12 protein-coding genes are annotated in these 13,217 nt (G+C 57.2%); 3 read left to right on the top strand and 9 right to left on the bottom strand.

Features of this window, described 5'->3' with window-relative positions:
- Positions 1 to 245 precede the first annotated feature (245 nt).
- Together gnd and zwf are read left to right on the top strand one after the other, a co-directional pair.
- Positions 246 to 1,226 carry a phosphogluconate dehydrogenase (NAD(+)-dependent, decarboxylating) gene (gene gnd, locus FHW68_RS00220; RefSeq protein WP_183678027.1) on the top strand — a complete coding sequence of 327 codons (981 nt, stop codon included), beginning with the start codon at positions 246 to 248 and terminating at the stop codon, positions 1,224 to 1,226.
- Entirely contained in the window at positions 1,223 to 2,746 is a 1,524-nt protein-coding gene (gene zwf / locus FHW68_RS00215; protein ID WP_095631749.1) for a glucose-6-phosphate dehydrogenase, read from the top strand. The genes gnd and zwf overlap by 4 nt, the downstream gene beginning before the upstream one ends.
- Before the next feature lie 41 nt (positions 2,747 to 2,787).
- Here zwf and nhaB read toward each other — a convergent pair whose 3' ends face one another.
- From nhaB to FHW68_RS00200, 3 genes are all read right to left on the bottom strand, one after another.
- Positions 2,788 to 4,290, bottom strand: a complete 1,503-nt coding sequence (nhaB, locus tag FHW68_RS00210) for a sodium/proton antiporter NhaB (RefSeq protein WP_095631748.1) — start codon at positions 4,288 to 4,290, stop codon at positions 2,788 to 2,790.
- A 77-nt stretch (positions 4,291 to 4,367) separates the two neighbouring features.
- Positions 4,368 to 5,657 carry a hypothetical protein gene (locus FHW68_RS00205; RefSeq protein ID WP_183678025.1) on the bottom strand — a complete coding sequence of 430 codons (1,290 nt, stop codon included), beginning with the start codon at positions 5,655 to 5,657 and terminating at the stop codon, positions 4,368 to 4,370.
- 280 nt (positions 5,658 to 5,937) lie between these two features.
- Positions 5,938 to 6,201, bottom strand: a complete 264-nt coding sequence (locus FHW68_RS00200; protein WP_095631746.1) for a hypothetical protein — start codon at positions 6,199 to 6,201, stop codon at positions 5,938 to 5,940.
- 342 nt (positions 6,202 to 6,543) lie between these two features.
- On the opposite strand from FHW68_RS00200, the gene FHW68_RS00195 reads away from it, so the two are divergent.
- Positions 6,544 to 7,869: a sigma-54 dependent transcriptional regulator gene (locus FHW68_RS00195; protein ID WP_095631745.1), complete on the top strand. Its 1,326-nt coding sequence runs from the start codon at positions 6,544 to 6,546 to the stop codon at positions 7,867 to 7,869.
- A 139-nt stretch (positions 7,870 to 8,008) separates the two neighbouring features.
- On the opposite strand, the gene FHW68_RS00190 is transcribed toward FHW68_RS00195, so the two are convergent.
- From FHW68_RS00190 to FHW68_RS00165, 6 genes are all read right to left on the bottom strand, one after another.
- Positions 8,009 to 9,289 (bottom strand): hypothetical protein, encoded by a 1,281-nt coding sequence (locus FHW68_RS00190; protein ID WP_095630525.1) that lies wholly within the window; start codon positions 9,287 to 9,289, stop codon positions 8,009 to 8,011.
- Between the two features lie 49 nt (positions 9,290 to 9,338).
- Positions 9,339 to 10,076: a hypothetical protein gene (locus tag FHW68_RS00185; RefSeq protein WP_183678023.1), complete on the bottom strand. Its 738-nt coding sequence runs from the start codon at positions 10,074 to 10,076 to the stop codon at positions 9,339 to 9,341.
- Between the two features lie 32 nt (positions 10,077 to 10,108).
- Positions 10,109 to 10,789, bottom strand: a complete 681-nt coding sequence (locus tag FHW68_RS00180; RefSeq protein ID WP_095630523.1) for a C39 family peptidase — start codon at positions 10,787 to 10,789, stop codon at positions 10,109 to 10,111.
- 63 nt (positions 10,790 to 10,852) lie between these two features.
- On the bottom strand, positions 10,853 to 12,145 hold the full coding sequence (locus tag FHW68_RS00175; RefSeq protein ID WP_095630522.1) for a heme utilization protein: 1,293 nt from the start codon (positions 12,143 to 12,145) through the stop codon (positions 10,853 to 10,855).
- Positions 12,146 to 12,196: 51 nt separating this feature from the next.
- Positions 12,197 to 12,769, bottom strand: a complete 573-nt coding sequence (locus FHW68_RS00170; RefSeq protein WP_183678021.1) for an adhesin — start codon at positions 12,767 to 12,769, stop codon at positions 12,197 to 12,199.
- 1 nt (position 12,770) lies between these two features.
- Positions 12,771 to 13,211 (bottom strand): hypothetical protein, encoded by a 441-nt coding sequence (locus FHW68_RS00165; RefSeq protein ID WP_183678019.1) that lies wholly within the window; start codon positions 13,209 to 13,211, stop codon positions 12,771 to 12,773.
- Between the last annotated feature and the right edge of the window lie 6 nt (positions 13,212 to 13,217).

The raw sequence follows: 13,217 nt of genomic DNA, 5'->3' as shown, positions 1-13,217 counted from the left end.
TGTAAGGTCGCTCCCGAAATCGGGGGCGACCTTACTATCGGCGCCAATTTTGATTTCTTTTGCCCCTGAAGGGAACTTTTTTATTTTTCATGGTCGTTGTGTCTTCGGTACGATTCCCGACGTTATCAGTCTGGATCGGGCACAATGCCCGGAAACTTCATTCCCCATACGCCGGACTAACTCGAATGAGTCGCGTTGGGCTATAACCTTTGACACACTTTATTTGTAGTAGGGAGCATCAGTACATGCAACTCGGGATTATTGGACTGGGCCGCATGGGCGGTAATATTGCGCGGCGCCTGATGCTCAACGGACATACCACCGTTGTTTACGACCGCAATAGCGCCTTTGTCGCTACCCTGGCTGAAGAAGGCGCCACCGGTGTGGCCGACTTGCCAGCCCTGGTCGCTGGCCTGGCCAAACCGCGCGCGGTGTGGGTGATGCTGCCCGCCGGCGCACCGACCGAAGACACCATCGACACCTTGAGCACCTTGCTTGAAGCGGGCGATACCATCATCGACGGCGGCAACACCTTCTATAAGGATGACATCCGCCGGGCCAAAACCCTGTCGGAAAAAGGCCTGCACTATATCGACGTCGGCACCTCCGGCGGCGTCTGGGGCCTGGAGCGTGGTTACTGCATGATGATCGGTGGCGATGCCGACACCGTTAGGCGTCTGGACCCGCTGTTCGAAACGCTGGCTCCGGGCATGGGCGATATCCCGCGCACCAAGGATCGCCAGTCCGATGACGATCGCGCCGAGCGCGGTTACATCCATGCAGGCCCGGCCGGTGCTGGCCATTTCGTGAAAATGATTCATAACGGCATCGAATACGGAATGATGCAGGCCTTCGCCGAAGGCTTTGACATCCTCAAGACCAAAGCCAGCACCCACCTGCCGGAAGATCAACGTTTCGACCTGAACGTCGCCGACATCGCCGAGGTCTGGCGTCGTGGCAGCGTGGTGTCGTCCTGGCTGCTCGACCTGACCGCCGACGCACTGGCCAGCGACCCGAAACTCGACGGCTATTCCGGCTCGGTGGCTGATAGCGGTGAAGGTCGCTGGACCATCGAAGCCGCAATGGAACAATCGGTGCCGGTACCGGTGCTGTCGAACTCGCTGTTCTCGCGCTACCGTTCGCGCGGGCAGGGCACCTTTGGTGACAAGATTCTCTCGGCCCAGCGCTTCGGCTTCGGCGGCCATGTGGAGACCCCGAAAAAATGACCCATGTGATCCGCAGGAAATCCAAGGCAGAACCCGCACCGCCTACCACGCTGTTTCTGTTCGGTGCCCATGGTGATCTGGTCAAGCGCTTGCTGATGCCGGCGCTGTACAACCTGAGTCGCGACGGTTTGCTGGGAAATGGACTGCGGATCATCGGCGTTGATCACAACGCTATCAGTGACGAAGCCTTCGCCAAAAAACTCGAAGATTTCATTCGGGCGGAAGTGGCGGCCAAGGTCGGCGAGGGCGATCAAGCCCTTGATCCGGCGTTGTGGGCCAAACTGGCCAAGCACATCAGCTACGTCCAGGGCGACTTCCTTGACGAACGTACCTACGAAGCGCTGGCGGCGAGAATCGCCGCCAGCGGCACGGGCAATGCGATTTTCTACCTGGCCACCGCGCCACGTTTTTTCAGCGAAGTGGTGCGGCGTCTGGGGGCTGCCGGATTGCTGCAAGAAACACCCGACGCTTTCAGAAGGGTGGTAATCGAAAAGCCATTCGGCTCCGATCTGCATACCGCAGAAGCCTTGAACGCGTGCCTGCTCAAAGTGATGACGGAAAAGCAGATCTACCGGATCGATCACTATCTGGGCAAGGAAACCGTGCAGAACATTCTGGTCAGCCGGTTCTCCAACAGCCTGTTCGAAGCCTTCTGGAACAACCATTACATCGACCACGTGCAAATCACCGCCGCCGAAACCGTCGGCGTGGAAACCCGTGGCAGTTTTTATGAGGTCACTGGCGCCCTGCGCGACATGGTGCCCAATCACCTGTTCCAATTGTTGGCGATGGTGGCCATGGAGCCACCGGCCGCTTTTGGCGCCGATGCGGTACGCGGCGAGAAAGCCAAAGTCGTCGGCGCGATCCGCCCTTGGTCGATCGAGGAAGCGCGAGCCAACTCGGTGCGCGGCCAATACACCGCCGGCGAAATCAATGGCGAGCCACTGCCCGGTTATCGCCAGGAAACCAACGTGGCGCCCGACAGCACGACCGAAACCTATGTCGCGCTCAAAGTCATGATCGATAACTGGCGCTGGGTCGGCGTGCCGTTCTACCTGCGTACCGGCAAGCGCATGAGCGCGCGCGACACCGAGATTGTCATTTGCTTCAAGCCGGCGCCTTATGCGCAGTTCCGCGACACCGAAGTCGATGAGCTGCAGCCGACCTACCTGCGGATTCAGATTCAGCCCAACGAAGGCATGTGGTTCGACTTGCTGGCCAAGCGGCCGGGGCCGGCGTTGAACATGGCCAATATCGAATTGGGTTTTGCCTACAAGGATTTTTTCCAGATGCAGCCGTCGACCGGCTATGAAACCCTGATCTACGATTGCCTGACTGGCGATCAGACGCTGTTCCAGCGCGCCGACAACATCGAGAACGGCTGGCGCGCCGTGCAGCCATTCCTCGACGCCTGGCAGCAGGACGAGTCGGTGGAGAGCTACGCGGCCGGCGAAGACGGTCCCAAGATTGCTGATGAGTTGCTCACCCGCGATGGCCGCGTCTGGCACAGCGTCGGATGAGCGAGATAACGTGACAGCCCATCCGTTTCCTGTAGGAGCTGTTACAGCCAGTAGCTCACCGCATACCAGCCCAACACACCCATTACTACGGTGTAAGGCAGCGCCATCCATACCATCCGCCCGTACGACAGACGAACCAGCGGGGCAATCGCCGAGGTCAGCAGGAACAGGAAGGCCGCCTGACCATTGGGCGTTGCCACGCTCGGCAGGTTGGTGCCGGTATTGATTGCAATCGCCAGGATTTCAAACTGTTCGCGGCTCATTTGGCCGGCGAGGAAAGCCTGTTTCACTTCCGTAATGTAAATGGTCGCCACGAACACATTGTCGCTAATGGCCGACAGCAAGCCATTGGCAATAAACAACATGCCTGGCTGTTGATCGATCGGAAGGGCCAGCACCCAATGAAGCACCGGCGCGAATAATTTCTGATCCTGAATCACCGCCACCACCGCGAAAAACACCACCAGCAGCGCCGTGAACGGCATGGCATCCCTGAAGGCATTGCCGATGCGATGTTCATCGGTAATGCCCGTGAACGCAGTGATCAGCACGATCACCATCAAACCGATCAAGCCAACTTCGGCAACGTGAAACGCCAGCGCGACAATCAGAATCAGTGCCGCCATCCCTTGCACCAGCAACGCAGCGCGCTGACGTACAGTGCGTTCGGCGTTGTCTTCGGCGGCGTAATTGGCCAGTACCGCACGGACATTGTCTGGCAGCAGCGTGCCATAGCCGAACCAGCGCAGTTTCTCCAGCAGTACGCAAGTCACCAGACCGGCTGCCAATACCGGCAACGACACCGGTGCAACTTTCAAGAAGAATTCGGCGAAGTGCCAACCCATTTCATGGCCGATCAACAGGTTCTGCGGCTCGCCAACCAGGGTGCACACACCACCCAACGCGGTACCGACGGCGCCGTGCATCAGCAGGCTGCGCAGGAAAGCGCGGAACTGTTCGAGGTCGGCATGATGAAGGGCGGGTAAATGCCGGTCGTCGCTGAACTCGGCGTCCTGGCGCGGATCGTGGCCTGAGGCGACGCGGTGATACACCGAATAAAACCCTACGGCGGCACTGATGATTACGGCGGTCACGGTCAATGCATCGAGAAACGCCGACAGAAATGCAGACAGGAAACAGAACATCAACGCCAGCAGCGCCTTGGAGCGAACCTCCAATAACAAGCGCGAGAAGAGAAACAGCAGCAGGTCTTTCATGAAATAGATGCCTGCCACCATGAACATCAGCAGCAAGATCACCGGAAAGTTATGCACCAGCTCATTATAGAGCGCCTGGGGCGTGGTCATTTTGAGCAGCAATGCTTCGACCAGGAGCAACCCGCCGGGCATCAACGGGTAACACTTGAGCGCCATGGCCAGGGTGAAAATGAACTCCACCACCAATAACCAGCCGGCCGCCACCGGCCCGACCGTCCACAACACCAGAGCGTTGAGAATCAGGAAGCCGATAATGCTCGCCTTGTACCAACGAGGTGAGTGTCCGAGAAAGTTATGCGCGAAAGCCTGAGCCATTGAACCGGACATCGGCTACTCCTTGTATTAAGAAGCGCGCAAGTTGCCGTAAGAACAACAGAAGATCAAGTGCGCAAAACCCTGTAGACCTAACATTGATAACGCGCGACGACCGCGCGGCAGTTTGCGCCCAGGGAATAGCCGCCGATGACAAGGCGACCGTCGGCCTGAATGGCCAATGAATTGGCCGTATGCGGACCGTGACCCAGGCGTGTGCGAAACCAGCCAATGCCCTTGGCAAAACTGCGATCGGGTTGCCCGCTGGGTAAATACCGGGCAAAAACGAGGTCTGCTTCGGCCCGGCCGACCGTCGCTCCGACAGTCAGCACTCGCCCGTCCGGCTGAACCCCGGCGGCGGTCCAGTGGCAGTCGCTGCGGCCGACGCCCAATAGCTTTGGCTGGCCACCGTTGCAATGAGTATCCGGTCGACCATTGCTGTGAATTTTCAAAGACAGGCAGAGCATCGGGTCGCGACTGCTGCCAAAGCAATGCAAATCACCGTTTTCATGCTGGACGATCTGACAGACACGAGCGCTTTGTCCGCGCGCCTTGAAGGTCATGAAACCATCCACGGCAAAGCGGTCGTCCAGCCGGCCATCCGGGTGGTAACGCGCCAGCAGAGCTTCTTCGGGAACATTGATTGTTCCGCTCACCAGAATCCGGCCATCGCGCTGCACCATCAAGCTGCAGAGCCAGGTGTTCATTAACAGGTGCCGGACCATGACGAAACCATGGCCGTTGAAACTCTCGTCCAGCGAACCGTCGGCGTTGAGTCGTATCAGCATGCCGGCGTGATCGGCCAGGTCGAAGTGATGATTGGCCAGCATCAGGATTCGACCGTCGTCCTGCACGCAGACATCACAGGCCTCAGCGCCCGGCACGCCGCGTGGTAACCAGCCATCGCGAACGCCTCGGGAAAGATCACCCGGCAGGCGCACCACACAGCATCCATTGACGCCAAAATCCTGGACCGGGCAACCTTGCTGATCGAACATCGCCAGGGCGGGCAGCGTACGGTGAGCATTTTCGTAATGCAGGCCGGCCACCAGAATGTGCCCGTCGGCCAATATCCGCACCTTGCCGGCCATGGCCTCGAAGCCGTGGACGAACTGCCCGCTGATGCTGCCTTGTTTGCTGAATGCCAGATCCGCCGAACCATCTGCCAGCAGCCGGGCCAGGCCGAAGCGATGGCCGCCCGGCGTACCGACTCTTGCCGCCACCAGCAATCGGCCGACAGGGTCAATCGCAATGTCATTGGCCATGCTGGAGAGGCTGCCGGAAAAATACACTTGAGTCTTGCCGGTGCCAGCGAAACTCGCATCGAGCCGTTCGGCGCCATTCACGGTTGCAGGTAAGGCAAAAGCAGTCTGGGGTGACATGCATGCATCTCCTTGCCAGTCGTCCTTATCCGGGAGCCCGGAGGGGGACTGCATGAGCAAAACATTCAATCCCTGAATGACCCGGCGCACAACTGTTTTCATGAGCCGAAGAGAGGACGTTTTGTGCCAGAACAGTGTCTTTTCGAACCACTGAAGAGCCTGCCAAGTAATCCGGCGGTGAGAAGTTGAAAACAGGGGAGGGTGTTGCGCAGTTGACGATAGAAAATCGTCAACTAAAAAGAAGGGGCGCGGATTGCCGGACGGCAATCCGCGAAAACACTTAGTGCGGCATGGACCATGATTGCAGCGTGTAACCTTCCTGGCTCAACTCGGCACGGGCTTCTTCCAGCACGTGTTCGAATTGCTCTGGATCGGAATAAGCGCTGCTTGGAATTTGTTTGCAGCTGATGCGTGTGTTGGTGCGATCAATGATGGCCAGGCTTAGTTCGCTACCGTCTTGTAGAGCCCAGGCCACGCAATGAAAGGGTTGGAATGCGCGGTCAGCAATCAAAAGTGCTTCGTTGATACGGAGCGGGGCGTTCATGGGATCTTCTCTCTCTATGCCCAAACAAGTGATGTGCCGTCGGTTGGGCTTACCGTTCGGCTGGTTACTTGTACTGATGTCCGCAACCGGGGTTTAGGTCACACACAAGCAAAAGAAATTTCAACTTTCCTTGATTGATTCACTGTTCAGGCTGTTTCTGAAAGCTGAATGAAAGGTTCAATCCGTTAGGCAACTAACCAACCGATTTCTTATAACTAATAAGCAAACCACCCTATAAGCAATTGATACAAGCTCGCGTCAAATTCTTGCTAGTGTTACATCGAAGCCCGCCAAATGACTGTTTTTACTAATATTTCCTAAATTTGGCGTCAAGGAACAGTCATGATTGAAGCGCCTGCCTTACGACGTCTTTTAGTAGTGGATCCTTGCGACGACTGCCACCGCTTGTTGCCGGGTTTACGCGCCGTTGGATGGGATGTTGACAGCTGTACGCTGGAAAACGCCACTGAACGAACCTGCGATGTCGGCCTGTTGCGGTTGCAGCCGTTTCATCTGGAGCGCCCGGAAGCCGTCAAGGAATTGATCACCCGAAGCGGTACCGAGTGGATTGCGGTGCTGAATCAGGAAGTCCTGCGATTGCAAAATGTCGGGGACTTCGTCTGTGAATGGTTTTTTGACTTCCATACCCTGCCGTTCGATGTCTCACGGGTTCAGGTCACCCTGGGCCGAGCGTTCGGCATGGCACGCTTGCGTGGCCAGGGTACGGTTCATATCGATCAGCCTGAACATGAACTGCTTGGCGACAGTAAACCGATTCGCGAGTTGCGCAAATTGCTCAGCAAACTGGCTCCCACCGAATCCCCGGTGCTGATTCGCGGCGAAAGCGGGACTGGCAAGGAATTGGTTGCTCGCACCCTGCATCGACAATCCCAGCGTCACAGCAAACCGTTCGTGGCGATCAACTGCGGCGCGATTCCCGAACACTTGATCCAGTCCGAACTGTTTGGTCACGAAAAGGGCGCCTTTACCGGTGCGCATCAGCGCAAGGTCGGGCGGATCGAGGCGGCTAACGGCGGAACGTTGTTTCTGGATGAAATCGGTGATTTGCCCTTGGAACTGCAAGCCAATCTGCTGCGCTTCCTGCAGGAAAAACACATTGAGCGTGTGGGAGGACATCACCCCATTCCAGTGGATGTGCGGGTATTGGCGGCGACCCATGTCGACCTTGAAGCGGCCATCGAGAAGAAACGCTTTCGCGAAGACCTTTACTACCGCTTGAACGTCTTGCAGGTCCTCACCGTGCCATTACGCGAACGCCACGGTGATCTCTCGATGTTGGCCAATCACTTTTCCCATTTCTACAGTCATGAAACCGGTCGTCGGCCGCGAAGCTTCAGTGAAGACGCGCTGATTGCCATGGGAAAGCATGACTGGCCGGGCAATGTCCGCGAGTTAGCCAACCGGGTACGGCGCGGATTGGTGCTGGCCGAAGGGCGGCAGATCGAAGCCCGGGACCTGGGATTGATCAGTCAACAGGCCATTGCCACGCCGATGGGCACGCTGGAAGACTACAAGTGCCGGGCAGAGCGCCAGGCCCTGTGCGATGTGCTGAATCGACACAGCGATAATTTGAGCAACGCCGCCAAGGTGCTGGGGATATCCAGGCCTACCTTCTACCGGTTGTTGCACAAGCATCAGATACGTTGATCGATTTCAGACCTCGGGGCGAGGCTTGCCCGCGAAGAACGCCAGGCGGTGTTACTGAATCACCGCGCTATCGTTCTTCGCGGGCAAGCCTCGCTCCTACAGGATCAATAAAAAAACCGCCGAAGTTGTGTGTGCCGGATCAGAAGTAGTACGGAAATTTCAGGCTGAAGGAAAAGTCTGGCGAATCCTCAGTCAGGCCGATGGCCAGGTTGGGAACGATCGTCAGGTTGTCAGTTGCGGCCAGGGTCATGCCGATGTTGAAGTTGGCCGAGTTGTAATCGCTGTTGGAAATCGATTGCCAGTCGCCATCGTCCGGCTTGATTTTGCTCTTGCTGGCGAACTGATCCGTGAACGAGAACGACATACTCATCTTCTCGTTCAAGGCGAAGGCAATACCGGCGCCGATCTGCCAGGAGTTGCCCAGTTTCACATCCCCTGGCACCTTGGAGTTGACCTGAGGGCTGATGTCGCTGAAAGAATCTTCCATGTTGTAGGTGTAGGCCAAACTGCCGAACAGTACGGCCGGGTCGAAGCTCTTGACCAGCGAGAGCCCCGGGGTGATCGACCAGACACCATTGCCGGTAGGCAATTCCTCGGGTACCGAGAGGTTATCGTTGTTCGGGTCGTTGACCAGCTTGATGCCGTAAGGGTCTTCACCGGTCGGCGCCTTGACGCGCAGTGTAAAGACCGCGTCGGGCAGATTGGCCGACTCATCCAGAAACTTGTAGGCAACGCCAACGTTGACATCGCCAATGGTCGGGTCGCGGGTCACGGTGGCGTCCGACGTCACCGGGCTTGCGCCACCGGCGCCACCGGAGGAATACGTCGATTGGCGATACACCACGGGGACGTTGATGTCGAACTGCCAACGTTGTGCCACGTTGTAGCGGGCGGTCAGGTCTAGGGTCCAGTTATCCGCCTTGATGCGGTCGAGGTTGATGTTACCCAGGAAAATGGAGTCCAGTGCCAGAAAGCCGTTGAGCACCAACGCACGGGTATCGTAGTGCGTGTACGTCAGGCCGGTTTCGATGCTGAACTTGCCGCCGCCGAAAAAGCCGCTGGCTTCGTCATACAAGTTGGAAACGCTTTGCGCAGGTTCTGAATCATCCTTGAGCGATTGGCCGTATGAACTTCCCGTGGTTCCAGGCGCACCGGCGGCCACTGTCTGACCACTCCCGGGCGTTTCTGCGGGGGATTTGGTCAGGCGTTTGGGGGCAGGCGTCGCAGGTGTTTCTTCGACTTGGCGAATGCGCTGTTCAAGAACCATCAGCGCATTCTGTTGTGCTTCGTAACGCTGTTTCAGCTCCATGAGTTCTTTTTTTAGTGCTTCGACCTGGGGGTCCGGTGCTGCATACAGCAGGGGGACCGGGGCCAGGCTACTCAAACAAACGATAGCTCTGAACGTCAACGATCGGTGCATGGGTTAACCGTCCCTTTACTGACTACGTCTGGATGACACTGAGCGTAGATCAGAATCCTTGAGTGCGAAGACCTTTGAGCTGGTCCAGGTTGCCGTTCAGCGACCCGGTTGTCACGTTGTCACGCAGCACGACATTGAAGGATGTGAGGTTGTTGACCTGGTTGCCACCGCCGAGCAACGTCGTGTTCTGCATCAGCCCGCCTTCGGCCAGGCGTTGTTCGGTGCTGCCCTGATTGTTGTTGGCCACGATGTTGAGTTGCACACCCATCGCGGTCGAGGAAACGCTTAATGCGCCCGCGCCATTGGCACCGACCATCGTCGAGCCTGCGGCCAATGCCTGACCCTGTTGTTCCGTTGCTGGCGCTTGGCTAGCCTTTGTGACGTTGATCTGAACGTTGTTGTAGGCACTGTTATGGTCGCCGGCAGCACGCACGACTTGAGTGACGCCTTCGGTGCTGTTGAGGCCATTGCCACCCGTGACGATGCCGGTGCCTTGTGAACTCGTTGAGCCATTTCCCTTTTCATTGATCATCGACACATAGAACTGTGGCTTGATGGTCGATTGTTGAATGTGCATCGAGGACGTTGCCCCGATCACTTCACCGTTGGCATTTTGCCAAGTGCTGGTCATGACAATGCCGAAACTGATAATCCGCCCTGGCATGACATAGCGGCCGCGCAGGGTCGCCAATTCCTGATCTTTCAGCTCAATGGGGTTGAACGTCTGTGCCTGGGTCGGGAGGCTGGCGGCCAGGCAAGCCACGACCAGCCAGAGTGGAGTCTTCATGGGATGCTCCCGGAGCGTCGTGCCCCTTGTTATCAGAAGAAATCGCTTTGGATGAATCCGAAATCCATCAATTCTGCGTCTCGCACCGGGGTGAAGGTATTGATGCGGTTCTTGGCGGTCAGTGGCATCGGTGGGTCGAGCAGCGCATTGGCCTTGTCGTAGCCCTGACCGATGACGGCAAAGATGATGCCGTTCCAGCCTTTTACAAAGTCGTCGACTTTGTAGCGTTTATGACCGAGTACCGGATCTCCGATATAGACCCAGCCCCTGTGAACTCTTTGCATGACCACGAAGTGTTTGTAGCCACGGATATCCAGAAGCACGACAACCGGAATTCTGATGTCGCTCAACGTTTGCGGCGCTACCCGGTAGCCACGGGCCCGCATGCCGATACTTTCCACGTAACGCTTCATGTCGAGCATAGAGAAGCCCTGGACACGGACAAGATCCTGATCGGAATGTGCCAGCATGCCTTCGATGATCTGTTCTTCATCGACGTCCAGCCAATAGGCTTGGCGCAATATGGTTGCCAGCGCAGCTGCGCCGCAACTGAAGTCGGTTTTCTGTTGCACCAGGTCGGCAAACTTACGCTCGCGTATGCTCTGGATCGGCTTGTACACCACCGCGCCACCCGGCAGGACGGACAGCGGCATTTGTGCAGCCTCGCTCACACTGGCCACGCACAGCAAAAATGCCAAGGCAATAATGCGCATGGAAGGACGCCTTCTGGTTGTGTTTGAAACAGGCCCCCGTGAGGGGGCCTCCAGAGACAGCAATTAGAACGAGTTGTTGGAAATGGCCAACGAGTTGCTTTGTTGGTTGCCCACACCCGCAGCCACGTTGACGCCCAGGTTGCCGCTGCCACCATTCACCGAACCGTTCAGGCTTGCGGTGTTGGTCACAGGGTTTGCCCAGCCAGTTGGAGTCAGCACTTGATAGGAATAGGTGTTGCTCAAATCAAACGAACTGCTCTCGCTGTAGCTTTTCGATTTGTCGTACGAGGATTCGGACTCTCTACTGCCCGATTTCTCAAACGAGGAGGCGGACGATCTTTCCCACGATTTATCGAACGACCTTTCGAACGAGGAATCGCTCGACCTTTCACGCGACGCGTCGAAATTTGCATCGATCGATGCGTCAACCGATGCGTCGACAGTCCTGGTGCGGGTGCGATCGCCATTACCATTGTTCCAGGTAACAGTTCTGGTGGCATTCGCAGAGGCCTCCAAAGCAGCGCTCAGAGAAGCACTGGTGTTGGAGCTGCTGTCCGAGCTTCTGTAGCCGTTCACATCAACGCTTCTGGAACCACTCGCCTCGGAACTCCTGGAACCACTCACATCGAAGCTCGAAGAAGCGCTTTGGTTAACGCTCAAATCGGAAGACTTGTCGCGAGAGGCACTGCCGCTGGCCGTTGTGGTAAGGGTTATCGTATCCAGGCGGGTGGTCCGATCGGCGTAGTTATTCACTACCAGGCCAGGACCTTGTTGATCGGCAGAGGCGGTGGCGGTGGCATTACCGAGCGGAGCATTGGTGTTGGCAATGGCCATGGTGTTTTTCTGTTGGTTGAGATCGCCGCCAGCAATGTTGATCCCCATATTGCCGCTGCCGCCATTCCCCGATCCGTTCATCACGGCAGAGGCTGTACTACCGAAGTTGTTGACCCTGTTGTTGTTGCTGTATTGCGTGACGTCGGCGGTGGCTGTCGCCGTGCCGAACACGAAGCTGTTGTCCTGACTGGAGTTTGAGGCAGCATTGGCGATGGCGGACGCGTTGTCTTGCTGGTTGCCACTACCTGCCGCCACGTTGACGCCGACGTTGCCGCTGGCGCCTGTGGCAGAGCTGTTCATTTCAGCTTCGTTGACCGTCCCCTCATTACGGATGCGGTTGCCGGTACTGCTCTGGTTATCCCACGCTTCGGCCGTCGCATAGACAGGGATCTTTGTTGGAGGAGGGGGTTTATGACCATGGTGGTGATGGTCGTCGTTGTCACGCTGCCCAGCTTGTACAGCAACAGCCATGACCGCAGCAATTGCGAAAACCAGAGGCTTGAGTGCCATCGAAGGTTTCATGGTGATTCTCCGTACTTATTTTAGGTTAAGTGTTGTATCTACCTGTTTGGATCAATCCATGACCCGTACGCTCAGGGTGTTGGCCATTCGGTTTCCCACCCCGGAGCTCTGATTCAACTGGATCACCCCACGGCTACCGGTGAAGGCCTGGTCGCTGGTAGCGACCTGGCGATTGCCTGGTGCAGAGTCAGTTGGATCGGAGTCGTTGATCAGCGTCACGTTCTGCTGCATGAGGACGCTGTCGTCGATACTTTGCGGCTGTGAACTGATACTTATCCGCAGGGCATTGGCTTGCTGGTTGCTGGCGCCTGCGCTCTGGTTGACGCCCAGTACACCGTTGCCGTGGCTGAAGGAGTCGCCTTGAATGCTGGATCTTGCATCCATCCTGGGGTCGACCTGCGAACGCAACCGTTGGCGAATCTGGGTGGTGGCGCTGGCGTTGTTGCCAATGGCGATGGCCCGGGCGTTGGCCTGTTGCTGCTGATCGCCTGCAGCCTGGTTGACCGAGAGGTTGCCCTGGTGCCGTATGCCCGAACCGTCGATTTCGGCGTTATTGATGACCGGAGACTGGGCAAAGGTCGATGCACTGCAAAACAGGACCAACAGCAGCAGCGTACGGTTCATCTCAACGGTCTCCCGTGATGACTTTCAGGGCACCCAGGCCTTGCTGGACATTTGAATTGACCATGTTGGCAATACCGTTGCCCGAGTTTCCCGAACGTCCGGCTGGGAGGTTGGAAAGCTGGGCCTGGTTGGTGATATTGCCACCCAGGTTGTTGTGGGGGCCTTGAGTGACCAGACGGGAAATACCGGCACCACTGGCGACATTGGCAAAGTCGCCGTCGCTCAACTCGTTCGTTTGTCTGAGGACTTGTCTGGATGGGTTGGCATTGGCGGTCGTGGGATCAGGGTCGGGCATCACCGGTGCACGGGTTGCCATGCGCGGCTGGACATCACGCTTGATGATAATGATGCCGTTGTCAGCCTGAACGGGCAGGCTGACACTTGAACCCAGCGCACATCCGATCAATAGCAGGCTGAAAATGCGGTTTTCCAATGTCCCCACGGCGGC

The sequence above is a fragment of the Pseudomonas sp. Tn43 genome (genome assembly GCF_014192635.1).
In the GTDB taxonomy this organism is placed as follows: domain Bacteria; phylum Pseudomonadota; class Gammaproteobacteria; order Pseudomonadales; family Pseudomonadaceae; genus Aquipseudomonas.
This window is presented reverse-complemented; position numbering and strand designations above follow the sequence as displayed.

Coding starts and splice junctions, on each gene's coding strand:
- gnd (WP_183678027.1), top strand. CDS start 246: ATGCAACTCGGGATTATTGGACTGGGCCGCATGGGCGGTAATATTGCG.
- zwf (WP_095631749.1), top strand. CDS start 1,223: ATGACCCATGTGATCCGCAGGAAATCCAAGGCAGAACCCGCACCGCCT.
- nhaB (WP_095631748.1), bottom strand. CDS start 4,290: ATGTCCGGTTCAATGGCTCAGGCTTTCGCGCATAACTTTCTCGGACAC.
- FHW68_RS00205 (WP_183678025.1), bottom strand. CDS start 5,657: ATGTCACCCCAGACTGCTTTTGCCTTACCTGCAACCGTGAATGGCGCC.
- FHW68_RS00200 (WP_095631746.1), bottom strand. CDS start 6,201: ATGAACGCCCCGCTCCGTATCAACGAAGCACTTTTGATTGCTGACCGC.
- FHW68_RS00195 (WP_095631745.1), top strand. CDS start 6,544: ATGATTGAAGCGCCTGCCTTACGACGTCTTTTAGTAGTGGATCCTTGC.
- FHW68_RS00190 (WP_095630525.1), bottom strand. CDS start 9,289: ATGCACCGATCGTTGACGTTCAGAGCTATCGTTTGTTTGAGTAGCCTG.
- FHW68_RS00185 (WP_183678023.1), bottom strand. CDS start 10,076: ATGAAGACTCCACTCTGGCTGGTCGTGGCTTGCCTGGCCGCCAGCCTC.
- FHW68_RS00180 (WP_095630523.1), bottom strand. CDS start 10,789: ATGCGCATTATTGCCTTGGCATTTTTGCTGTGCGTGGCCAGTGTGAGC.
- FHW68_RS00175 (WP_095630522.1), bottom strand. CDS start 12,145: ATGAAACCTTCGATGGCACTCAAGCCTCTGGTTTTCGCAATTGCTGCG.
- FHW68_RS00170 (WP_183678021.1), bottom strand. CDS start 12,769: ATGAACCGTACGCTGCTGCTGTTGGTCCTGTTTTGCAGTGCATCGACC.